This is a genomic window from Pueribacillus sp. YX66, from assembly GCF_041725775.1.
Lineage (GTDB): Bacteria > Bacillota > Bacilli > Bacillales > UBA6769 > Pueribacillus.
The window spans coordinates 1-22,558 of sequence record NZ_JBEUEL010000012.1 but is presented as its reverse complement, the minus strand read 5'-3'; the positions used below and the strand labels follow the sequence as shown (position 1 = coordinate 22,558).

Genomic DNA, 22,558 nt, shown 5'->3' with positions numbered 1-22,558 from the left:
GATGCGCACAGTGGATTTTCTATGCCTTTTTGAACATCGTCTCTATTTATACAAACATAAGCTTATAAATCTTATTTATGAATGTTCCAATAAAAAAATCCTAGCTTTTCACGCATGCCAGGATTCTAGTCTTTATATTGTAAGTAATCTTCCACTTGGGCTAATGCTCGATGCGGAAAAGTTGTCATTAAAAATCTCTTTTGCCAGTTCATTAACACTAGCAAGCGTTACCGATTCAATACTTGCTATCATATCGTCTAACGACTTTTGAGTGTTGAGGAGCAGTTCATTTTTTCCGTTCCGACTCATTCTACTATTCGTGCTCTCCAAGCTTAGCATTAAATTTCCTTTTAATTGAGCTTTGCTATTTTCTAACTCACGTGCTGTAATTCCTTTTTCTTTTAATAAGAATATCGTGTTAATGATTGTCTCATATACGTTTTCTGTTTGTTCTGGAGCTGTTCCAGCATATATCGTTAATAACCCCGTATCAATAAATGAAGCATGGTATGAAAATACAGAATAGGCTAGCCCTCTTTCTTCGCGAACTTCCTGAAACAAACGACTACTCATACTACCACCTAACAGATTATTTAAAATTGCAAGGTGATAAATACGTTCATCCCCGTAAGGTAGCCCAGCAAAGCCGATACAGAGATGAGATTGTTCCGTGTCTTTTTTACGATTTAGTTTATTCGCATAAAAAGTCGGACGCTGAAGATTCGGTTTCTCATACACTGTTTCATACGAGCCAAATTTGCTTTCCACTTCACGAATAAAATGGTCAGAAATGTTGCCTGCTACAGAGATGACGACATTTTCAGGTGAATAAAATTTTTGGCGATAAGTTTCAAGTGTTGTTCGATCAAATTGTAGCAACGTGTCTTCCGTTCCTAAGATTGGCTTTGCAAGCGGATGTTCACCGAAACTTGCTTCGCTAAGTAATTCATGCACCATTTCATCCGGTGAGTCTTCATACATATTAATCTCTTCAAGAACAACGTTTCTTTCTTTTATTAGTTCATCTTCATCGAAGACAGAATTGAAAAACATATCTGTAAGAAGATCTAATGCATATTCCGCTTTTTCATCTAAAACTTTCGCATAATAACACGTATATTCTTTAGAAGTAAATGCATTAACTTGTCCGCCAATCGCATCGAATGCTTCAGCGATTTCCCGTGCGTTTTTTGTTTTAGTGCCTTTAAAAAACATATGTTCTAAAAAGTGCGAGATTCCATTTGTTTCATCTGTTTCATATCGTGAGCCTGCTCCAATCCAAACTCCAATTGCGACGGAGCGAACAGATGGAATTTGCTCCAAAATAACCCTTACTCCATTTGAGCATTTATGTTTTGTGATCAAGCTGTTTCCCCCTAAAAAGTTGCAATCTGCATCGTTAACCGATCACACTATATCATGTAAATTTAGAATAAACAATGAATTTAATGAAGTCTTTTTTCACTTACTAAGTCCGAAACAGTACTAATTTTGAAGCCTTTTTTTTGAATCCCTTCAATCATCATGTCCAGTGCGTCTGTCGTTGATTTTGTCGGATGCATTAATATCATAGCACCTGCATGGCTTTCGGCAATGATACGATTCGCCATTTCATACGGATGCGGGGATTTCCAATCAACGGTATCAATCGTCCATAGAATTGTTCCCATATTTAATTCACGTGCGATCTGAACAGCATTGTTATTATAGCTTCCGCTCGGTGGTGCAAACCATTTTGGCGTCCGTTTTACGGTTGCCTCAATAACATCATTCGTCATTTTCAATTCTTCGCGTATTTTTTGATTCGAGATCCTCTGAAAGTCCGGATGCGTATAAGCATGATTACCAATTTCGTGACCTTCTTGCACAATCATTTTAGCAAGTCTAGGATTTTTTTTCGTCCAAGAACCATCAAGATTAAACGTTACGTTAATGTTATGTTTTTTAAATATCTTTAATAGTTCAAGCAAATAATCATTTCCCCAAGCGACATTTACTTGAAAAGCGACCATCGGCTTTTTAGGATTCCCTTTATAAATAGGAGCTGGCTCTAACTGTTGTAACGTCACGTTTGGTTTTTTTTCTTTTAAAACGAGTTTACTTTCATTGAATGTTTTATCTTTCTTCATATTTTCATACGATTTTTCGATGTCAACTTCTATCCCGTTGTAACCAGGGATTGCTTTCCAAACAGGATCTATGACAGCATCTACTGCTTCATCTTCATATTGATGAGCTTTCTGTTTAATCTCCTCATATAACGGTTCACGTGTTGAAACAGTAAGAGTTTGTTCGCTTTTTAATGCATCTAAATATGTCGTTGAATAAGAGTTATCTAAAAATTGGTACGATAACATAAATAAAAACGCAAAAATGATCACTTGTCCGATTTGACGTTTCATAGAAAATCCACCTCTCAATAAACAATATGCATGAAGTGGATTATTTAGAATAAACGATTGCTCTAGACAGACTAAAAATTTAGCATTAAAAAAGGAGTCTTCATCACATTCGACTCCTTTTTCGTTAATCGACTTTTGTTTTTTCTTTTTGTTCTTTCAATACAGCTTTACGCGAAAGGTTAATACGACCTTGTTTATCAATTTCTTTTACTTTTACGAGAATTTTCTCGCCTGTTTTTATGACATCTTCAACTTTTTTCACTCGTTCCTCTGCAAGTTCAGAAATATGTACGAGCCCTTCTTTTCCACTAAACAGCTCTACGAAAGCACCAAACTTTTCAATTCGCTTCACAGTGCCTAAATATGTCGTTCCAACTTCAACTTCACGGACTAAGTCCTCGATAATTTTCTTCGCTTTCTCATTCATTTTTGGTTCTTCTGAAGCAATGAAAATCGTTCCGTCTTGCTCAATATCGATTTTAACACCTGTATCCTCAATAATTTTATTAATCATTTTTCCACTCGGTCCAATGACTTCACGAATTTTATCCGGATTAATCGTCATCGTTAAAATTTTCGGTGCGTATGGTGAGAGCTCTTTTTTCGGCTCAGAAATTACACGGTTCATATGTTCTAAAATGTGCAAGCGCCCTTGTTTTGCCTGATATAGTGCTTCTTTTAAAATATCTCGGTCTAAGCCTGCAATTTTAATATCCATTTGTAATGCGGTAATTCCTTTTTCCGTACCCGCTGCTTTGAAGTCCATATCACCTAAAGCATCTTCCATTCCTTGAATATCAGACAAAATGACGACATCTTCGTTTTCTTTCACTAGTCCCATTGCAATACCAGCCACTGGCGCTTCAATTGGAACACCTGCATCCATCATGGCTAAAGAACTCGCACATATGCTCGCTTGTGAGGAAGAACCATTTGACTCAAGCACTTCGGAAACGAGTCGGATCGTATACGGAAACGTTTCTTCTGAAGGGATGACTTTTTCTAACGCTCGTTCCCCTAGTGCACCATGTCCAATTTCTCGTCGCCCAGGAGCACGAATAGGTCCTGTTTCACCAACGCTAAAAGACGGGAAGTTATAGTGGTGCATGAAACGTTTTTCTTCTTCTGTTTCTAGTCCGTCAAGAATTTGGACATCTCCGAGAGCACCTAATGTACACGTACTTAGCACTTGTGTTTGGCCTCTCGTAAACATACCTGAACCGTGCGTGCGCGGTAAAATGGAAACTTGTGACGATAAGGGACGAATCTCATCAATTTTACGTCCATCGGGACGCATCTTTTCTTTTAAAATGAGCTCACGAACTTCTTTTTTCATTAAAGTTTGTAAAATTTCTTCGACTTCTTCAACGCGTTCTTCATCAATTTCAGCAAAATGTGCAACTGCTTTTTCTGTTACTTCTTCAATCGCACGATTTCGATTTAGCTTCTCAGTAACTTGAACAGCTTTTTTCAACTCGCCCCCGATATATTCAATAACCGCTTGTTCAAGCTCGGGATCATTTTCACGAAGTACAACGTCCATTTTTTCTTTGCCTACTTTTGCTACAATCTCTTCTTGAAAAGCGACTAACCGTTTAATTTCTTCATGACCAAACATAATCGCTTCAAGCATCTCTTCTTCGCTCACTTGATTGGCGCTAGCTTCGACCATATTTACAGCGTCTTTTGTTCCAGCAACGACTAATTCAATATCGCTTTGTTCAGCTTGCTCAACGTTAGGGTTGATAACAAATTCACCGTCGACACGTCCGACAATGACACCTGCAATTGGTCCTTCAAACGGAATATCTGATATTGACAATGCGAGTGATGAGCCGAGCATTGCAGCGATTTCTGAAGAACAATTTTGATCTACACTCATCACTGTACTTATGATTTGGACATCATTTCTAAACCCATCAGCAAATAATGGTCGAATCGGTCTGTCAATTAACCGACTGGCTAAAACTGCTTTTTCACTCGGTCTTCCTTCACGTTTAATAAATCCTCCTGGAATTTTACCGACTGCGTATAGCCTTTCTTCATAATTAACCGTTAGTGGAAAAAAAGGCAAATCTTTTGGTTCTCGCGATGCAGTTGCCGTTGATAATACAGCAGTGTCTCCATAACGAACAAACACTGCACCATTTGCTTGCTTCGCCATTTGGCCAACTTCAACCGTTAGTTTTCTGTTGGCCCAATCTAACGAAAATACTTGTTTATCTTGGTTCATAATTTTGAGTACCCCTCTCAGACTGATTCGTTATCATTCGTCCTCTTAGATTAATTTTCTTCGTTTGTTCCATCCTTTAATATGTAAATAATGCTTGTTAAATTAAATATTGCTAATGACACGCTTGTTCTATTATACCCTAAATTAAGTTGACGTAAAATAAAGAAAATATGCGAAAAAATAAAAAAGCGAGGGATAATTTCCCCGCTTTTCTTTAAACTAACGGCGTAAACCGAGTTTTTGAATAAGATCACGATAACGCGCAACATCTTTTTTTCGTAGATATGTTAATAAATTGCGACGCTTTCCTACCATTTTTAACAAACCACGTCTAGAATGATGATCTTTTTTATGTTCACGTAAATGTTCATTCAATGTGTCAATTTGTTTTGTAAGAATCGCAATTTGAACCTCTGCTGAGCCTGTATCGTTTTCGTGTGTTTTAAATTCAGCAATAATTTGATTTTTTTCTTCTTGACTAAGTGCCATCCGGCTCACCTCCTTTTCATTTAAAACCCCAATTCCCTAGCAATCGTCGGAGAAATCGAATTGCCAAGCAATGGTTCTTTCAAATCTCACGTTAGTAGCATACCTTTTTTTTACTTAAATTGCAAACTGAAAATATGCTTCCGCTTCATTTTTGTCTTTTTTGATTTGTTCAACTAATTCTTCAATTGAATTAAACTTTTTCTCATCACGCAGTCGTTTTCTCCACTCAATCGTAAGATTTTTACCATATATCGATTCATTAAAATCTAAAATATGGACTTCGATAGAAGGCTTCAGCAATTGCTTATGAAATGTCGGTTTATACCCGATATTTAAAACCCCTTTGTATGTACGCCCCTCATAGGTTACTTTCACAGCATAAACACCTTTTTTAGGGAAAACGTACTCTGAAGAAACTGATAAATTGGCAGTCGGAAAACCAATCGTTCTTCCTCTTTTCTCGCCAGATACGACAATCCCGCTCATTTCGTAAAATCTCCCTAAATATTTGGGAAGTTGTTCTACATATCCTTCGCTAATGAAAGAGCGAATTAATGTTGAACTAATTTTTTCGTTATCTTTCTCAACTTTTTGGACTGTCGTAATCTCGAACTGTCCTCGCGTGTGTTCAGGCATCGTTGCCATCGTTCCTTTACCGAAACGTCCATACGTATAATCGAAACCAGCTACAACATGCCTAATTGATAAACTAATAATGTATTCATCAACAAACTGCTGAGGAGTCAGTTTAGAGAAAGTTTCATTGAAGGTAACGACATATAAAATGTCAACACCAAGTTCTTTCAACACTTTTTCTTTTTCCCGCAGCGGGGTTATTGCAGCAATCCGGTCAACTTTTCCTAAAACAATGGCTGGGTGTGGATGAAATGTCATCACAGCCGTTTGCCATTGATTTTTTCTAGCAATGGCTTTTGCAGTTTGAATGACTTTTTGATGCCCTAAATGAACCCCATCGAAGTAGCCTAATGCAACAACAGTTTCTTTTAATTGTTGTACGTCTAAAGCATGCGGATATTGGAGATTGATCGTCTTCAAGTTGGCCACCCCTAATTTCCCTTTACTTTAATCATTTTTTCTGGTTTCATCAAACCTTGCTTTTCAGGATGAGGTATGTAAATAGCAAGGAGTTCTCCATCTGTATTGTAAATCGTATACCGTTTTTTTTCCATATGTTTAAACTGGGGAAGGACCGTTCCGTTTTCGATTTTCGCTGCTACTATATCGGATACCACTTTCTTTTCAAAGTGTGCTACCGCTTTGTCAATCGAATGTAAGTGTGTTTGAATTTGTTCATTCAATACAGCTTGTTCAATTTCACGAAAAGTGCATGTCTCTTCTAGTATAAATGGTCCGGACTTTGTCCGTGTTAATTTTTCCATATGTGCTGGGTAACCAAGTTTTTTCCCGATATCTACAGCAAGTGTACGAATATACGTTCCTTTAGAACAAGTTACTCGGATCGGAAAAGAGCGTTGATGATTGTCAATACCTTTATCCGTTAATAATTCTATTTTATGAATAGTTACTTCTCTTTGTGGTCTTGCTATCGTTTTTCCTTCAAAAGCATACTCATATAAACGTTTGCCATTCACTTTAACAGCTGAATACATTGGCGGAACTTGTTTAATTTTGCCTTCCATTTCAGTAAGAACAGTCTGAATTTGTTTAGGTGTAATCGGTGAGGTAATGTCCTTTTTAGCAATCACTTGACCTGTCGCATCTTCTGTCGTTGTGGCAATCCCAAGTGTAATAACTGCCTCATACGTTTTCGGATACTCCATCATATATTCTACGACTTTTGTTGCTCTTCCGATACAAATCGGTAATACACCGTCTACGTCTGGATCAAGCGTGCCTGTATGACCCATCTTTTTTACGTTTAATAGTTTTCGTATTTTCATGACGCAGTCGTGTGAAGTCATACCTTTAGGTTTATTTAATGGTAAAATGCCATTCAACGTATTCATTGCTCAGCTTGTCACTCCGTTATCCCTTCACTGAAAAAAGGATAGACAGCTTTTGCTATTGTCTATCCGTATATTTTTATTATTGTTTATCTTTATTTAAATCAGACAGTAATTTTTCAATTCGATTTCCATAATCGATCGACTCATCAAACTCGAAAAAGATTTCAGGTGTTTTTCGAAGTCGAATTCGACTTCCTATTTCGGAGCGAATGAAGCCTGACGCTTTTTCTAATGCTTCCTTTGTAGTAGCTTTCTTTTCCTCATCGCCAAGGACAGTAAAATATACTTTTGCTTGTTGCAAATCTCCTGTCACATCAACGTCAGTAATCGTAACAAAACCGACTCTTGGATCTTTTAAGCGTCTACTAATAATATCTGACAGTTCTTGTTTCATTTGTTCTGCTACTCGGTTCGCACGCATACTCACCTTTTCACCCCCCAAGCTACAATGTTGTTGTCTACAGAAAAATGTTACAACCATTCATAGTCGGTTTCAATGATTTCAATTCTTGAATCCGATTCAATCATTTTGATCGCTTTTTGAAGCTCTTGTTCAGTTCTTTTTCGAGTATTGGAGACGACAGCAATTCCAAACGTCGTTCGTTGCCAAACATCTTGGTTGTCTAATTCAGCCACTGAAACATTAAAGCGTTGCTTTAAGCGTGCAGTGATCGACTTCACGATACTTCGTTTTTCTTTCAATGAATGGACGTCATAAAGAGAACATTCACAGCGAACGAAACCGATCATTTTCTTTCAATTTCTTGCATGACGAAAGCTTCGAATATATCGCCTTCTTTAATGTCATTAAATTTCTCAAGCGTAATTCCACATTCATAACCAGCTTGAACTTCTCGTACATCGTCTTTATAACGCCGTAACGTATCGACTTTGCCTTCATGGATAACGATACCGTCACGAATTAAACGGATTCCAGCATCTCTCGTTACTTTTCCATCCGTAACGTGACAGCCAGCGATTGTTCCAAGTTTTGATACTTTAAATGTTTGACGAACTTCTGCTTGACCGATGACTTTCTCTTCATATTCTGGATCGAGCATACCTTTTAACGCTAATTCAATTTCATCAATCGCATCGTATATAATGCGATGGAGTCGAATCTCTACTTTTTCAGCTTCAGCTGTCCTTTTCGCGTTGTTATCGGGTCGAACATTAAATCCGATAATAATTGCATTCGACGCAGAAGCGAGTATGATATCCGACTCAGAAATTGCACCTACGCCTGAATGGATAATTGAGATTTTTGTACCTTCGACGTCAATTTTTTGGAGAGCGCCGACGAGCGCTTCAGCTGTCCCTTGTACGTCAGCTTTTACAATGATATTAAGCTCTTTTGTTTCCTCATCTTTAAATTGTTCAAACAATTCATCAAGACTTACTTTTGAAGTGTCATGACGCTCTGCGGATTTTTGTTTTTCCGCACGTGCCTCACCGACTTGGCGAGCTGTTTTTTCATCTTTAAACACCATAAATTGATCACCGGCTTGTGGTACGTCATGAAGACCTGTGATTTCAACTGGCGTAGATGGTCCCGCTTCTTTCACACGTTTCCCAAGGTCATTAACCATTGCACGAACTCGTCCGTACGTATTTCCAACGACGATCGGGTCTTGAATTTTTAGCGTACCATTTTGTACAAGCAGTGTTGCGACTGCTCCTCTTCCTTTGTCAAGCTCAGCTTCGATGACTGTCCCCGTTGCAAATCGATTTGGATTCGCTTTTAATTCCTCCATCTCAGCAACGAGTAAAATCATTTCAAGAAGATCATCGATTCCTTCTTTTTTTAATGCGGACAGTGGAACGAATATAGTATCACCGCCCCAATCTTCAGGCACTAAACCATGCTCTGTTAATTCTTGCATGACGCGATCAGGATTAGCGGTTTCTTTATCGATTTTATTGACTGCAACAATGATTGGCACCTCAGCAGCTTTAGCATGATTAATTGCCTCAATCGTTTGTGGCATGACACCGTCATCTGCCGCAACAACTAAAATTGTAAGGTCAGTAATTTTCGCGCCTCGCGCTCGCATCGTTGTAAATGCGGCGTGACCAGGTGTATCAAGGAACGTAATTTTTTTTCCGTCTTCTTCAATCTGATAGGCACCGATATGTTGCGTAATTCCTCCTGCCTCTGTTTCGGTTACTCTCGTCTGTCTAATGGAATCAAGCAAGGTTGTCTTTCCATGGTCAACATGACCCATAATGGTAACGACTGCTGGTCGTAATTGAAGGTCACTTTCTTTGTCCTCAATCTCATAACGTTCAAAATCGCTAACTTCAAAGACTTCCTCAATTTCAACTTCAACTTCGTAATCAGTAGCAACCATTTCTATTACATCCGCGTCTAAATCTTGGTTAATTGTTGCCATAACACCAAGAAGCATTAATTTTTTAATGATTTCAGACGGTTCTTTATTTAATTTCTTTGCTAATTCAGCTACAGTTAATGTGCCTGCATGAGTAATCTTTTTCGGTGTTTCCTTTTGTTTAGGACTTTCTTTCCTTTTTTTCGCATGATGTGCATGTGCTTCAGACTTTTTCTTGCCTTGAGTTCGTTTTAGTTGATTTGCTTTTTTTGTATTCTTCACAGGTTTAGTTTTCTCATCTTTTTGCTGTGGCTCACTGGAAGCTTTAGCTTTTACTTTCGGTATTTTTTTGTTTTGATCAGTTCCGGTTGTTTGTACTTGTTGTTTTGCTTTATGAAACTCTTTATTTAACCTTTCAACTGTTTCTTGATCAATCGTTGACATATGATTCGATACATTGACATTTAATGATTGTAACTTTTCAATCACTTGTTTACTTGTTAATTGATTATTTTTTGCATATTCATAAATCCGCATCTTACTCATTTGTTCACCCCCACGTTATTGACCGAGTTTGATGAGTAATTTAGTTGCAATTCCTTCATCTAAAACGGCTATCGCAACACGCTGTTGTTTCCCTATTGCTTGACCAAGCATTACTCGGTCTCCCACTTCAACAAATTTCACTTTGTAGTACGAACATTTATCTTGAAGTTTTTTTTTCGTTGCCTTAGATGCATCGTTTGACAAAATGACAAGTTTCACAGTCTGTTTCCTAATTTCATTTAATACAAATTCTTCACCTGATACAATTTTTCGGGCACGGTTCGCTAATCCAAGTAGCTGAAAAAATTGTTGTTGTTTACTCATGACGAAGATCGTTCTTTCTCAACTAACTCCAACAGTTCATCGTAAATGCTTGCACTTACATTTGCTTTTAAGTGGGACGACAGACTATTTTTTTCTTTCGCTAATTTAATTACTTTTTCATCTTTTGATACGTACGCACCCCGTCCTGACCTTTTCCCTGTCTCATCTATAAATATGTCTCCTTCAGGAGAGCGTACAATTCGAAATAATTCCTTTTTCGGTTTCATTTCTTGAGTAACAACACATTTTCTTAATGGTATTTTTCGTTTTTTCACATACAACACCTCGACTAACGTTCGTCTTCAGAATCATCAGGTGACTCTATGGACTCATCGTCTTTAGGGTTATATAATCCGAGTTCAATTGCATCTGATTCACTTTTTATGTCAATTTTCCAACCCGTTAATTTCGCTGCAAGTCTTGCATTTTGCCCACGTTTGCCAATCGCAAGTGAAAGCTGGTAATCTGGGACAACGACGGTCGTCATTTTTTCTCCTTCATCTACATCAACATGAAGCACTTTAGACGGACTCAATGCATTTGCAACATATTCAACCGGATCTTCAGACCAGTGAACGATATCAATTTTTTCTCCTTTAAGTTCATCGACGATCGCTTGCACCCGTTGTCCTTTTTGGCCTACACATGATCCAACAGCATCAATTTCTGGATTTTCAGCGTACACTGCTATTTTGGATCGATCACCAGCTTCTCTTGCAATCGATTTGATTTCAACTGTCCCATCGTAAATTTCTGGAACTTCCAATTCGAATAATCGTTTCAACAACCCTGGATGGGTCCTAGACACCATCACTTGAGGACCTTTTGTTGTTTTTTCAACTTTTGTAATGTACACTTTAATTCGGTCATTTTGGTTGTACGTTTCATTCGGCATTTGTTCATTCGCTGGCAATAAAGCTTCAACTTTGCCAAGGTTAACATAGATAAAGCGATGATCATGGCGCTGAACAATACCTGTTATGATATCTTCTTCACGATCGATAAACTCAGAGTATACGATTCCTCTTTCTGCTTCACGAACTCGTTGAGTGACAACTTGCTTTGCTGTTTGTGCTGCAATCCTTCCAAAGTTTCTCGGTGTCACTTCAATTTCAACAACGTCACCAATTTCATAATTCGGATCCATTTCTTGTGCTTTGCTCAATGCGATTTCTAAACGAGAATCCGTTTCTTCTTCCACGACATCTTTTCTTGCGAACACTTGAATATTGCCATTTTCTTGATTGAAATCAATTCGTACATTTTGGGCTTGATTAAAATTACGCTTATATGCAGAAATAAGGGCAGCTTCAATCGCTTCAATAATAACATCTTTACTAATTCCTTTTTCTTTTTCAAGCATTGTCAGTGCATCTAACAAATCAGTGTTCATTTAGTTTTCTCCCCTTTAACGTTACAAGGCTCAATATACTTGAACAGTTTAAACCTTCTAAGATGTCCTAACTACTAAAGGTTGTTCAAAAAGTTCAGAGACTCACGATTGTGATCACGGGTTTACCACACTCAAAAACGTAAATTGAATCCAAATCAATCTCACTAATCGTTATTTTCCAACTAATAGTATCTTCGTTCAAAAATACTTTATCAAATATGTTATACAACTGTAGCTTAATCAAGCTTCCTCGGTGATAGAAGCACAAAAATTCAGCTATGGTGTTGCCTACGGTACAACAAGTGTACGACTTGAATATATTCCTAGTAACTGCAATCGCAGGACGTTACGTATGTAATCAACTTTGCCTCTCGTTACCTCCATTTCGTGCACGCATTAGTAGCTAATTAAACGTAACAGCAAGCCTTGCACTAGCTATTTTTTTGTATGGTATTTCTGTTTGATTAACTCGATGTTTCTCGCTCCATTCAACTGTTGCAACTTCTCCATCAAAGTGAATGAGCTTGCCTTCAAATGTTTTATTACCTTCAATGTGCTCGTACGTTTTTATATAAACTTGTTTGCCAACAGCCTTTTCGAAATGCTCGATTTTCTTTAAAGGTCTTTCAACACCTGGAGAAGAAACTTCTAGAAAATAGGCTTGTTGAATCGGATCATGTTCATCAAGTTTTTGACTAAGCTGTTCGCTTACAAGTTGACAGTCTTCAATATCAACACCATTTTTGGAGTCAATATACACGCGGAGAAACCAACTCTTTCCTTCCTTTACGTACTCGACATCAACAAGTTCGAGATCCATTTCAGCTAAGATTGGTGCGACTACTTGCTCGGTTAATTGAGTAACACTTTGCCCCATCTCCATCCTCCTCCTAACATTTTCGGTGATATGATATAGACCAAAACGAAAGAGTGGGGACTCCCCACTCTTTTAGCAACGTAAGTATTGACTAGTATTTCCAACAACAATAATATCATAACACTAATATACTTTCAATAGACCCCTTCATGATTAGAATAGTGATAATTGGTTTGCGTCAGGCAATCCGTCTAAACACCCGTGCGCATCTAAATATTCTAAAACTGTTTTTGTCATTTTGCTTCGTTGTTGCAAGTCTTCTTTCGATAAAAATTCTCCCGACTCTCTCGCTTTCATAATGTTGATCGCTGCATTTGTTCCAACACCAGGCAATGCACTAAATGGCGGAATGAGCGAATCCCCGTCTACAATAAACTTTGTCGCATGTGAGCGATACAAATCAACTTTCTGAAAAGACATTCCCCTTTCGCACATTTCAAGTGCTAATTCGAGAACAGTAAGCACACTTCTCTCTTTCGGAGAAGCGTCAAGCCCTTTTGCATTTATTTCTTCGACTTTTGCCCGAATGGCATTTGAACCTTTCACCATCGTATCGAGATCAAAGTCTGACGCACGGACAGTAAAATATGCAGAATAAAAATAAATCGGATAATGAACTTTGAAGTATGCAATTCTTACTGCCATTAAAACGTAGGCTGCAGCATGCGCTTTCGGAAACATGTATTTAATTTTTTGACACGAATCAATGTACCAGTCTGGAACATCGTGTTTCTTCATTTCCTCAATCCACTCGGCTTGTAATCCTTTTCCTTTACGAACAAATTCCATAATTTTAAAAGCGAGTGATGGCTCAAGACCTTTGTAAATGAGGTAAACCATGATGTCGTCACGACACCCGATCACGTCTTTTAATTCACATGTTCCGTTGGCAATAAGTTCACTTGCATTATTAAGCCAAACGTCCGTTCCGTGTGATAGACCGGATATTTGTACGAGTTCAGAAAATGTACTCGGTTTTGTTTCTTCAAGCATTTGTCTTACAAATCTCGTACCAAATTCTGGTACCCCTAACGTACCTGTTTTACACATGATTTGCTCGGGAGTCACACCGAGGGATTCGGTGCTAGAAAATAGTTTCATCACTTCCTTATCATCAGGAGGAATGGTTTCCGGATCAATTCCACTCAAATCTTGGAGCATTCGAATCATCGTCGGATCATCGTGTCCAAGAATATCTAGTTTTAACAAATTATCGTCTATCGAATGGAAATCAAAGTGTGTCGTTTTCCATTCCGAGTTCCGGTCATCTGCTGGATATTGAATCGGTGAGAAATCATAAATTTCCATATTATTTGGAACGACGATAATGCCACCTGGGTGTTGACCAGTTGTTCTTTTTACGCCAGTACAGCCTTCTACTAATCGATCAATTTCTGCATTGCGAAAATGCAAGCCTTTATCATCTTCATATCCTTTCACAAAACCGTAAGCTGTTTTATCTGCCACTGTACCGATTGTTCCCGCACGAAATACATAATCTTCTCCAAAAAGTTCCTTCGTATAGTTGTGGGCACGTGCTTGATATTCACCAGAAAAGTTTAAATCAATGTCCGGAACTTTATCGCCTTTAAAACCTAGGAACGTTTCAAAAGGGATATCATGTCCGTCTTTTTTGTAAAATGTTCCACACTGTGGACAATCTTTGTCAGGTAAATCGTATCCTGATGCAACAGAACCATCATCAAAAAAATGAGAATGCTTGCAATTAGGACAAACATAATGAGGTGGGAGTGGATTCACTTCAGTAATATCGGTCATTGTCGCTACGAGGGAAGAGCCTACTGAACCCCTTGAACCAACTAAATACCCATCGATTAGCGATTTTTTTACAAGTTTATGAGATATTAAATAAATGACTGCAAACCCATGCCCGATAATACTCGTTAACTCTTTCTCAAGACGTTGTTCAACGATTTCAGGAAGCGGATCCCCATATATTTCTCTCGCGTTGCTATAGCTTAACTTCCGAATTTCATCTTCTGCCCCTGGTATCTCAGGTGTATATAAAGATTCTGGAACAGGACGTAATTCATCAGTGAGCGAAGCGATATACTGTGTATTTTCAATGACAATTTCTTCCGCTTTCTTTTCACCTAAAAAAGCAAAGCAAGCGAGCATCTCATCTGTCGTACGAAAATAAACTTGTGGCAATGTTTGGCGATTTAGAGGGTTAGCTCCCCCTTGAGAATGAATTAAAATTTCCCGATAAATGTGATCTTCTTTATTTAAATAATGGACATTTCCTGTTGCAACAACAGGGACTTGTAACTTTTCACCAAGTTCAACGATGTTCGTTACGATTTCCCGTAATGCTTGTTCGTCAGTAACGAGTTCTTTTTCGATTAAATGATAATAATTTTCTAACGGCTGTACTTCTAAATAATCGTAGAATTTTGCAATCTCCTCAACTTCATCAGGGGATTTTTGCATCATCCCTTCAAATACTTCACCTTTGTCACACCCGGAACCGATAACAAGTCCCTCTCGGTGCTTCTCTAATTGTGAACGCGGAATTCGAGCCGTTCGATAAAAATAATCAATATGTGAAAGTGAGACAAGTTTGTATAAATTTTTTAGTCCTGTTTGATTTTTTGCAAGAATTGTGCAATGAAATGGACGTGTCCGTTGCCAGCTTCCATTTCCAACATGATCATTTAGCTGAGCATGAGAAGTTGTGCCACGCTCAACGACATCCTTGACAAGTTTCCAAAGTAAGTAGCCTGTCGCTTCAGCATCATAAATAGCACGATGATGCTGTGTTAATTCAATATCAAATTGCTTACATAATGTATTTAATCGGTGATTTTTAAATTCTGGATATAAAAAGCGTGCTAACTCTAACGTATCGATAACAGGATTTTTCACTTCTTCAAAACCGATGTTTTTTAAACCTACGTTTAAAAAACCAATATCAAAACTTGCATTATGAGCAACTAACGTATCATCTCCGATAAAATCACGGAAGTCTTTTAATACGTCTTCAATTTCAGGTGCGTCTTTTACCATATCATCCGTAATTCCGGTTAACTCTATCGTTGTTGCGGAAAGCGCCTCATGTGGGTTCGCAAATCGTTCAAACCGCTCAATGATTTCTCCATCTTTAATTTTTACAGCGGCAAGCTCAATTATTTTGTTGTATACAGCCGATAATCCTGTCGTTTCAACATCGAATACGATGTACGTTTCACTGAGCAAGTTGCGTTCTGCTTCGTTATATGCGATCGGAATACCGTCATCGACAACATTTGCTTCTAATCCGTATATCACTTTTATTCCATGCTTTTTCCCTGCTTGAAAAGCTTCAGGAAAAGACTGAACAACAGCGTGATCGGTAATTGCAATCGCAGGGTGTCCCCACTTTTTCGCTTGCTCGATCAGTTTTTCAGTTGATGTGACAGCATCCATTTGACTCATTGGTGTATGTAAATGAAGTTCAACACGCTTTTTATTTTCGGGAGCCGTATCTACGCGTCCTTTTTTCGTCACAATGTTTAAATCATTTGCAATCATGACGAGATCACGTAAAAATGTATCCGTTTGAATGCCGCCACGAACTTTAACCCATATTCCTTTTTTTAGCGCTTGAAAAAGCTCCGCTTCTTCTTCATTGCGGGAAAACATTTTGACTATGAATGAATCGGTATAATCTGTAATTTTTATTTGTAAAAGTGAGCGTCCGCTACGAAGAATTTTTACATCGAGATTGAAAACGAAACCTTCAATCGTGACACGACGTTCTTCATCTTGAATCGATTTAATCGCTACTGGATCATCCTCAATTTTCTTTCCGATCATAAAAGAACCATTTGTTTTAATACGTTTATCTTGCTTCGCATTTTTCTCACTTTCTAGCAAAGCTAATCTCATCTTCTCAGAATCTTCTTCGGCTTTGCGTTGTTCAAACTGGCGATACTCATCTTCTTGCCCATTCACAATAAATTCAATATCATATTTGGGAAATCCATATGTTTGCAAACCTTTTATTAAATTCGGAGTAATTTTTCGTTGTAGTAATGTTACTTCAGCTTGATTACGAGCGTGTAAAATTAACTTATTTCCTTCGATTTTTGGTATTTGTTCTTTTAAAGGCAATAGTAACGGCTCGGAACTATTTTTTAAGTTTGCAAGATAATATGCCCAATAGTCTTTTAAATGTTGTGAACTGGAATCGCTTCTACTCGAAATTGAAAACGTGACATTTGCGATATGCCGAAAGCTTTCTTGCATTCGTCTATGCAACAATAGGTATATATCTATTGGTAAGATGGATTGTAAATGAAGTTCAAAATGCCAACTACGTTCTTTTTCATGAATGATAAGTTTTTTTAATTCTGCTCGTTCAAAATATTGGGTATATTTATCATCATCTAATTGCAATTGCTCAAGTAAAATTTTAAACCGTTCTAACTCATTTCCCATTCTCATCTCCCCTATATAGCGAGACTTTGACTCACAGATGTGGATCATATAGATGTTCACACATGTCCGTAACATTATTAGCAACATTAAAACTCGCAATGATTAACGATTGAGCAAGACTTAGTTTCTAATGCCCGTTTGAACCTTTATGATCTAGGGACGATTGAAACCGTAATAAAAATGAAGAAGCACCTCAAAAGAGAGGCACATCATCAATTTTCACATTTTTTGTTTTGTTTTTATGACAGAACTTTTAGTTGTTGTCGTACGACTTCAACAATTGAATTAACAGGCACTTCAAACGATTCACCTGTTTTCCTCACTTTGAGTTCAACAATGTCTTCACTTGCCTTCTTTCCGACAATAATTCGAATAGGAATCCCGATCAAATCGGAATCCGAAAATTTTACGCCTACGCGTTCTGACCGATCATCATATAAAATATCAAGCTGTTCATTTTGAAAAATCGAATACAACTTTTCGGAAAGCTCTTTTTGATCCGTGTTTTTCGTATTGACAGTAATTAGATGTACATGAAACGGGGCCAATGAAACAGGCCAAACAATTCCATTATCATCATGATGTTGTTCGACAACGGCTGCTAATGTCCGTGACACACCGATACCGTAACAGCCCATCATAATTGGCTTTGATTTACCATTTTCATCTAAATATGTTGCATTCATCATTTCACTATAACGAGTTCCTAATTTAAAGACTTGTCCAATCTCAATGCCTTTCGCAAAAAGAATTTCACCATTGCCATCAGGCGATGGATCACCTTCTTGAATCATTCGGAAGTCCGCATAGTCTTTAACATTTAAATCACGGGAGGGATTGACATTCACATAGATAACTTTCGGTTGCACAGTTAGTGTTCCGTTCACGATCGCTTTAACAGCATGGTCTGCATAAATTTCAAAACGTTCATTAAATGGATGTACGTCATCCACTGAAATAGCTAATGCATCAGCCACTTCTTCTGTCGAAACGATTTCTACATGTTCTGCTTTCAAATAATTTTTTACCTTAATATCGTTTATCGTATGATCTTGGCGTGTGAGCACGATACAATATGAATCGTTCACTTTAAATAAAGTATATTTAATCGCTTTATGAAGCTCTTTCGTATATTCATCATAATCTAGCTTTTGTAATTCTTTTTCAGCTTCATTTGGTCTTTCATACGATCGAACACATGGTGCCATTTCAATATTAGCCGCATAATCAGATTCGCTTGAATAAGCAATTGTATCTTCCCCAACTTCTGATAATGCCATAAACTCATGTGTATCGTCACCACCGATTGCACCACTATCGGCAACAACAGGACGAAAGTTTAATTGAAAACGGCTAAATATATTTTTATACGTTTGGACCATTTGTTTATATACTTCATCTGTACCTTTTTCAGATGTATCAAACGAATAAGCATCTTTCATAATAAATTCTCGCCCACGCAACAAACCGAACCGTGGACGTTTTTCGTCACGATACTTTGTTTGAATTTGATACAGTAGCGCCGGCATCTTCTTATAACTATTTATTTCAGAGCGTACAAGACTAGTAATTAGTTCCTCATGCGTCGCACCAAGCGCAAATTCACGAGCATGCCGATCTTTTAAACGCATAAGTTCAGGGCCATAAATGTCCCATCTTCCTGTTTCTTTCCATAGTTCAGCAGGTTGAATTGCTGGCATAAGTAACTCTTGCCCTCCTGCCTTGTTCATCTCTTCCCGGATCACTTCTTCGATTTTTCTTAAAACAGTAAAACCAAGTGGTAAGTAAGAATAGACTCCTGCCGCGTTTTGACGAATAAACCCTCCACGAAGTAAGAGCTGATGACTTTTTATTTCAGCGTCGCTAGGAACCTCTCTTAACGTCGGTATAAAATAATTTGACTGTCTCATATACACACCTCAAATAATTCATATTAAATATTCAGTTCGTAAGGTTTGTTGCTTCTTAATTCTCGCAGTTGAACGAAATTACGCAGTAAGTGCAGTGCTATCACTACCGCTTCGGCAGAATACTTCGCTTTCCGCAGGAAAAGCAATAGCCGAAAATCCCGCAGGAAGCCGTTCTTTGCTTCCGAGGAAGTTGAGGCGTTGCTCGCGGAAAGCGACTGCATGGATCGGAAAACAACATAGCGCTTACGTCGCAGGTTATTGAAACTGTGTCAGAAACAACATTCGTAAAGTTTTCATTATAAGAAAAACTTTTGAATATCGTTCCACGTGACTACGATCATAAGTAGCATGAGTAACGCAAACCCCACTAGATGAACGAGTCCTTCCTTTTGAGGATCAACCGGTTTACCTCGAATGCCTTCAAGTAAAATGAAGGTTAAGCGTCCACCATCTAATGCAGGCAGTGGCAACAAATTAATTAAGCCTAAGTTAACGCTTAACATTGCGGTCCATTGAAGCAACGTTGCCATCCCTTGTTTAGCCGCTTCGTCCGTATAGTTGTAAATACCGACAGGTCCAGACAAGTTATCGATCGAAATTTGTCCCGTTACTAACATTCTTAAACCTGTGAAAATGGCTTTCGTATAATATATCGTCGTATCAAAGCCGAAAGAAATCGAGCCCGGTATTGACGTTACTCTCTCATAGCCAACGCCGATAAATCCTTCTTCTTCCGCTTTATAATTTAATCTCTCATTTGGTGTTACGTTAACTTCGATTGTTTTTCCATCACGTTCAATGGAAAATAGTAAGGTTTTGTGTGGATTTGCTTGTACGATTTCAGTAAACTCATCCCAATTTTTCACAGGAGTTCCATCAATCGCTACGACTCGATCTCCAACTTGCATACCTGCATCTATCGCTGCGCCATCCTCTGCAAGCCCACCTATTACGGCTTCTTTAGAAGGTGATCCATAAACGAGTCCAAATATAAACAAAATAACAAATGCAAGTAAAAAATTCATAAATGGACCAGCAAAAATTGCTAGAAATCGCTGAAAAACAGTTTTCGAACCGAATTGGCGATCCAGCGGCGCAATTTGAAAATCTTGTCCGTCAACAACGTAAGAACACTTAGGATGAACACGAAATGTTTCAAGCGGGGCTTCCTCATGTTCATAAGCTTGAATTAAAAGATCCTTTTCTAAATCAGAACGTTCAACGATGACTTCTTTTAAATTTGGATATTTATTTTTTTGATTAATGACAATTTTTGTAACTGCTCCATCATCATTTATTTCAATCTTGATTTTCTGACCCGCTTTAAGTTCAATCATTTCAGGGTCTTCGCCTGCCATTCGGACAAAACCTCCTAAAGGCAAAAGGCGAATCGTATAAACGGTCTCGTTTTTCTTAACCGAAAACAACTTCGGACCGAAACCAATTGCAAATTCACGACATAAGATGCCTGCTCTTTTTGCTAATAACAAATGTCCGAGCTCATGAATGAAAACAAGAAGCCCAAAAATGATGATGATCGCAATTACACTGTTCATGTACATTTAACCACCTTTATTTACACGATTAATTGTTGAACAAATTGTCTCGTTTCTTGATCAGTAGCAATAATCTCGTCTAACTCCGGGTTTTGGATTGGCGTATGCTTATTCATTGCACTTTCCACAATGGATTCAATTTGTAAAAAAGTAATTCGATTTGCTAGAAACGCAGCAACCGCCTCTTCGTTCGCTGCATTTAACACAGATGTCATTGTGCCACCGATTTTTCCAGCCTCATACGCCATTTTTAAACAACGGTAACGTTCAAAGCTAGCTTCACTAAAATGGAGCTTACCTATTTCAATTAAGTTTAACCTTTTTGTTTGGGATAATTCAAGTCTTGCAGGGTAAGTAAGCGCGTACTGGATAGGGATCTTCATATCCGGAGTGCCAAGTTGTGCGATAACGCTCGTATCTTGAAATTCAACCATTGAATGGATGATACTTTCCTTATGTAAGATCACTTCAATTTTTTCATACGGTATTTGAAAAAGCCAGTGTGCTTCAATCACTTCAAGCCCTTTATTCATCATCGTTGCCGAATCAACAGTTAGCTTTGCACCCATTGACCAGTTTGGATGAGCTAACGCTTGTTCAACAGTCACATTCTTTAATTGTTCTCTCGTCCGATCGCGAAAACTACCTCCAGAGGCTGTTAAAATAAGTTTTGAAACTTCACTCTTTTGCTCGCCATTTAAACATTGAAAAATCGCCGAATGTTCACTATCTACCGGCAAAACTTGCACACCTTTAGCCTCCGCAGCTTCCATAACAATATGACCTGCAGTCACTAACGTTTCTTTATTTGCAATTGCAATCGTTTTACCATCTTCAATCGCTGCAAGTGTTGGCTTAAGTCCGATACTTCCGACGACAGAATTAAGCAACACATCAGACTCAGGATGAGTGGCAACTTCAATTAATCCTTTCTCTCCGTAAACGATCCTCGTTCCATCCGGCACGTTGGTAATAAGCTCATCTTTAATTTCTTTCGTACCGACGGAAACGAGTTTCGGTTTGAATTCGTGAATTATTTGTTTTCCAAGCGTTATATTTTGCCCAAACGACATTGCAATTAATTGGAATGACTCAGGGTACATACGAATAATATCGAGCGTTTGTGTACCTATCGAGCCTGTCGCTCCGAGCAAACTAATTTTTTTCAAACAAAACACTCCTTAGCTTCATGTATAATCAAATGAGGTTGAATAAATGCAATACCGGCAAAACAAAGATTAAACTATCAAAACGATCTAAAATTCCTCCGTGACCAGGCAAAATGTTCCCTGAGTCTTTCACTCCGTAATGTCGTTTAAGCGCTGACTCGACTAGGTCACCAAGTTGCCCGAACACTGCTATGATAATCGCAATGACGATGACATAAGGTATTGAAAATAGCGGATAAACGAACTGAAAAATGATCGAGAGAATGACAGCAGATACGATACCACCTATTGCTCCTTCAATCGTCTTTTTCGGACTAATTTCAGGCCACAGCTTTCTTTTTCCAAATGCTCTTCCTATAAAATAAGCACCACTGTCAGTCGCCCATATGTTGAACAAGACAAAAAAGAAAAGCGGTAGTCCATTTTCGATCGCTCGCGTTAAGTAAAAGAAGTAAAATCCAAACCCTACATACAACGCACTCATTAAAACAAATGAAATTTCATTAAAGCTAATCCGATTTTTTGTTAAAACAGTAAGTACTAACAGTAACAAAAGGGCTAATAATAAACCGTCCGACTTGCTCTCAAAAAATGGAAAAATTTGAGTATACCATTGTTCAGGCATAACAATTATAAATGTTAATAAAAACCCAATCATACCTAGTGGCGAAAAATGTCGGATGTTCTTCATTTTTAATAGCTCTGATGCAGCTACTAATGAAAGTAACATTGATAATACGGTAAATGGGATACCACCGATTATGACGAGAAATATGAGCGGAATTCCAGCGATAATCGCTGTTATTATTCGCTGTTTCATACTTTCCTCCTCGTATATTATTATTAACTAGTATTTTTACTAGTTTTAAATCGTTATACCTTTTCCAAGGTATGATGTATT

At 38.0% G+C, this 22,558-nt stretch carries 18 protein-coding genes; all 18 read right to left on the bottom strand.

Translation table 11 applies throughout. The annotated features are described in order from the left end of the window. Positions 1-132: 132 nt before the first annotated feature. The 18 genes from ABU914_RS07300 to ABU914_RS07215 all read right to left on the bottom strand — a co-directional run bounded on the left by ABU914_RS07300 (position 133) and on the right by ABU914_RS07215 (position 22,477). A complete protein-coding gene (locus tag ABU914_RS07300) occupies positions 133-1,365 on the bottom strand; it encodes a M16 family metallopeptidase (RefSeq protein WP_379669078.1) in 1,233 nt (410 codons plus the stop codon). Positions 1,366-1,445: 80 nt separating this feature from the next. Further along, positions 1,446-2,402: a polysaccharide deacetylase family protein gene (locus ABU914_RS07295; protein WP_379669077.1), complete on the bottom strand. Its 957-nt coding sequence runs from the start codon at positions 2,400-2,402 to the stop codon at positions 1,446-1,448. Positions 2,403-2,526: 124 nt separating this feature from the next. After that, positions 2,527-4,635 carry a polyribonucleotide nucleotidyltransferase gene (gene pnp / locus ABU914_RS07290; protein ID WP_379669076.1) on the bottom strand — a complete coding sequence of 703 codons (2,109 nt, stop codon included), beginning with the start codon at positions 4,633-4,635 and terminating at the stop codon, positions 2,527-2,529. A 219-nt stretch (positions 4,636-4,854) separates the two neighbouring features. After that, complete coding sequence (gene rpsO, locus ABU914_RS07285; protein WP_379669075.1) at positions 4,855-5,124, bottom strand: 30S ribosomal protein S15; 270 nt, start codon at positions 5,122-5,124, stop codon at positions 4,855-4,857. A 114-nt stretch (positions 5,125-5,238) separates the two neighbouring features. Next, on the bottom strand, positions 5,239-6,180 hold the full coding sequence (gene ribF, locus ABU914_RS07280; protein WP_379669074.1) for a bifunctional riboflavin kinase/FAD synthetase: 942 nt from the start codon (positions 6,178-6,180) through the stop codon (positions 5,239-5,241). An 11-nt stretch (positions 6,181-6,191) separates the two neighbouring features. Continuing rightward, positions 6,192-7,112, bottom strand: a complete 921-nt coding sequence (truB, locus tag ABU914_RS07275; RefSeq protein ID WP_379669073.1) for a tRNA pseudouridine(55) synthase TruB — start codon at positions 7,110-7,112, stop codon at positions 6,192-6,194. A gap of 79 nt (positions 7,113-7,191) precedes the next feature. Beyond that, positions 7,192-7,539 (bottom strand): 30S ribosome-binding factor RbfA, encoded by a 348-nt coding sequence (gene rbfA, locus ABU914_RS07270; protein WP_379669072.1) that lies wholly within the window; start codon positions 7,537-7,539, stop codon positions 7,192-7,194. Between the two features lie 44 nt (positions 7,540-7,583). Continuing rightward, on the bottom strand, positions 7,584-7,862 hold the full coding sequence (locus ABU914_RS07265; RefSeq protein ID WP_379669071.1) for a DUF503 domain-containing protein: 279 nt from the start codon (positions 7,860-7,862) through the stop codon (positions 7,584-7,586). After that, positions 7,859-9,988, bottom strand: a complete 2,130-nt coding sequence (gene infB, locus ABU914_RS07260; protein ID WP_379669070.1) for a translation initiation factor IF-2 — start codon at positions 9,986-9,988, stop codon at positions 7,859-7,861. The genes ABU914_RS07265 and infB overlap by 4 nt, the downstream gene beginning before the upstream one ends. A gap of 15 nt (positions 9,989-10,003) precedes the next feature. Next, positions 10,004-10,312 (bottom strand): YlxQ family RNA-binding protein, encoded by a 309-nt coding sequence (locus ABU914_RS07255; RefSeq protein WP_379669069.1) that lies wholly within the window; start codon positions 10,310-10,312, stop codon positions 10,004-10,006. Further along, positions 10,309-10,593, bottom strand: coding sequence for an RNase P modulator RnpM (rnpM, locus tag ABU914_RS07250; protein WP_379669125.1), 285 nt, complete (start codon positions 10,591-10,593; stop codon positions 10,309-10,311). The genes ABU914_RS07255 and rnpM overlap by 4 nt, the downstream gene beginning before the upstream one ends. Positions 10,594-10,601: 8 nt before the next feature. Next, positions 10,602-11,705: a transcription termination factor NusA gene (gene nusA / locus ABU914_RS07245; protein WP_379669068.1), complete on the bottom strand. Its 1,104-nt coding sequence runs from the start codon at positions 11,703-11,705 to the stop codon at positions 10,602-10,604. A gap of 403 nt (positions 11,706-12,108) precedes the next feature. Further along, a complete protein-coding gene (rimP, locus tag ABU914_RS07240; protein ID WP_379669067.1) occupies positions 12,109-12,582 on the bottom strand; it encodes a ribosome maturation factor RimP in 474 nt (157 codons plus the stop codon). A gap of 153 nt (positions 12,583-12,735) precedes the next feature. Further along, entirely contained in the window at positions 12,736-17,028 is a 4,293-nt protein-coding gene (locus tag ABU914_RS07235; RefSeq protein ID WP_379669066.1) for a PolC-type DNA polymerase III, read from the bottom strand. 233 nt (positions 17,029-17,261) lie between these two features. Next, the gene (locus ABU914_RS07230) at positions 17,262-18,932 is read right to left on the bottom strand and encodes a proline--tRNA ligase (protein WP_379669065.1); all 1,671 of its coding nucleotides are present in this window, start codon (positions 18,930-18,932) and stop codon (positions 17,262-17,264) included. A gap of 296 nt (positions 18,933-19,228) precedes the next feature. Beyond that, positions 19,229-20,488 (bottom strand): RIP metalloprotease RseP, encoded by a 1,260-nt coding sequence (gene rseP, locus ABU914_RS07225; RefSeq protein ID WP_379669064.1) that lies wholly within the window; start codon positions 20,486-20,488, stop codon positions 19,229-19,231. A gap of 20 nt (positions 20,489-20,508) precedes the next feature. Beyond that, positions 20,509-21,657: a 1-deoxy-D-xylulose-5-phosphate reductoisomerase gene (locus ABU914_RS07220; RefSeq protein WP_379669063.1), complete on the bottom strand. Its 1,149-nt coding sequence runs from the start codon at positions 21,655-21,657 to the stop codon at positions 20,509-20,511. A 28-nt stretch (positions 21,658-21,685) separates the two neighbouring features. Continuing rightward, positions 21,686-22,477 (bottom strand): phosphatidate cytidylyltransferase, encoded by a 792-nt coding sequence (locus tag ABU914_RS07215; RefSeq protein ID WP_379669062.1) that lies wholly within the window; start codon positions 22,475-22,477, stop codon positions 21,686-21,688. Between the last annotated feature and the right edge of the window lie 81 nt (positions 22,478-22,558).

What these genes read in the sequence shown, in the direction of transcription:
- ABU914_RS07295 (WP_379669077.1), bottom strand. Translation starts at nt 2,402, where the DNA reads ATGAAACGTCAAATCGGACAAGTGATCATTTTTGCGTTTTTATTTATG.
- pnp (WP_379669076.1), bottom strand. Translation starts at nt 4,635, where the DNA reads ATGAACCAAGATAAACAAGTATTTTCGTTAGATTGGGCCAACAGAAAA.
- rpsO (WP_379669075.1), bottom strand. Translation starts at nt 5,124, where the DNA reads ATGGCACTTAGTCAAGAAGAAAAAAATCAAATTATTGCTGAATTTAAA.
- truB (WP_379669073.1), bottom strand. Translation starts at nt 7,112, where the DNA reads ATGAATACGTTGAATGGCATTTTACCATTAAATAAACCTAAAGGTATG.
- ABU914_RS07265 (WP_379669071.1), bottom strand. Translation starts at nt 7,862, where the DNA reads ATGATCGGTTTCGTTCGCTGTGAATGTTCTCTTTATGACGTCCATTCA.
- infB (WP_379669070.1), bottom strand. Translation starts at nt 9,988, where the DNA reads ATGAGTAAGATGCGGATTTATGAATATGCAAAAAATAATCAATTAACA.
- ABU914_RS07255 (WP_379669069.1), bottom strand. Translation starts at nt 10,312, where the DNA reads ATGAGTAAACAACAACAATTTTTTCAGCTACTTGGATTAGCGAACCGT.
- nusA (WP_379669068.1), bottom strand. Translation starts at nt 11,705, where the DNA reads ATGAACACTGATTTGTTAGATGCACTGACAATGCTTGAAAAAGAAAAA.
- rimP (WP_379669067.1), bottom strand. Translation starts at nt 12,582, where the DNA reads ATGGGGCAAAGTGTTACTCAATTAACCGAGCAAGTAGTCGCACCAATC.
- ABU914_RS07235 (WP_379669066.1), bottom strand. Translation starts at nt 17,028, where the DNA reads ATGAGAATGGGAAATGAGTTAGAACGGTTTAAAATTTTACTTGAGCAA.
- ABU914_RS07230 (WP_379669065.1), bottom strand. Translation starts at nt 18,932, where the DNA reads ATGAGACAGTCAAATTATTTTATACCGACGTTAAGAGAGGTTCCTAGC.
- rseP (WP_379669064.1), bottom strand. Translation starts at nt 20,488, where the DNA reads ATGAACAGTGTAATTGCGATCATCATCATTTTTGGGCTTCTTGTTTTC.
- ABU914_RS07215 (WP_379669062.1), bottom strand. Translation starts at nt 22,477, where the DNA reads ATGAAACAGCGAATAATAACAGCGATTATCGCTGGAATTCCGCTCATA.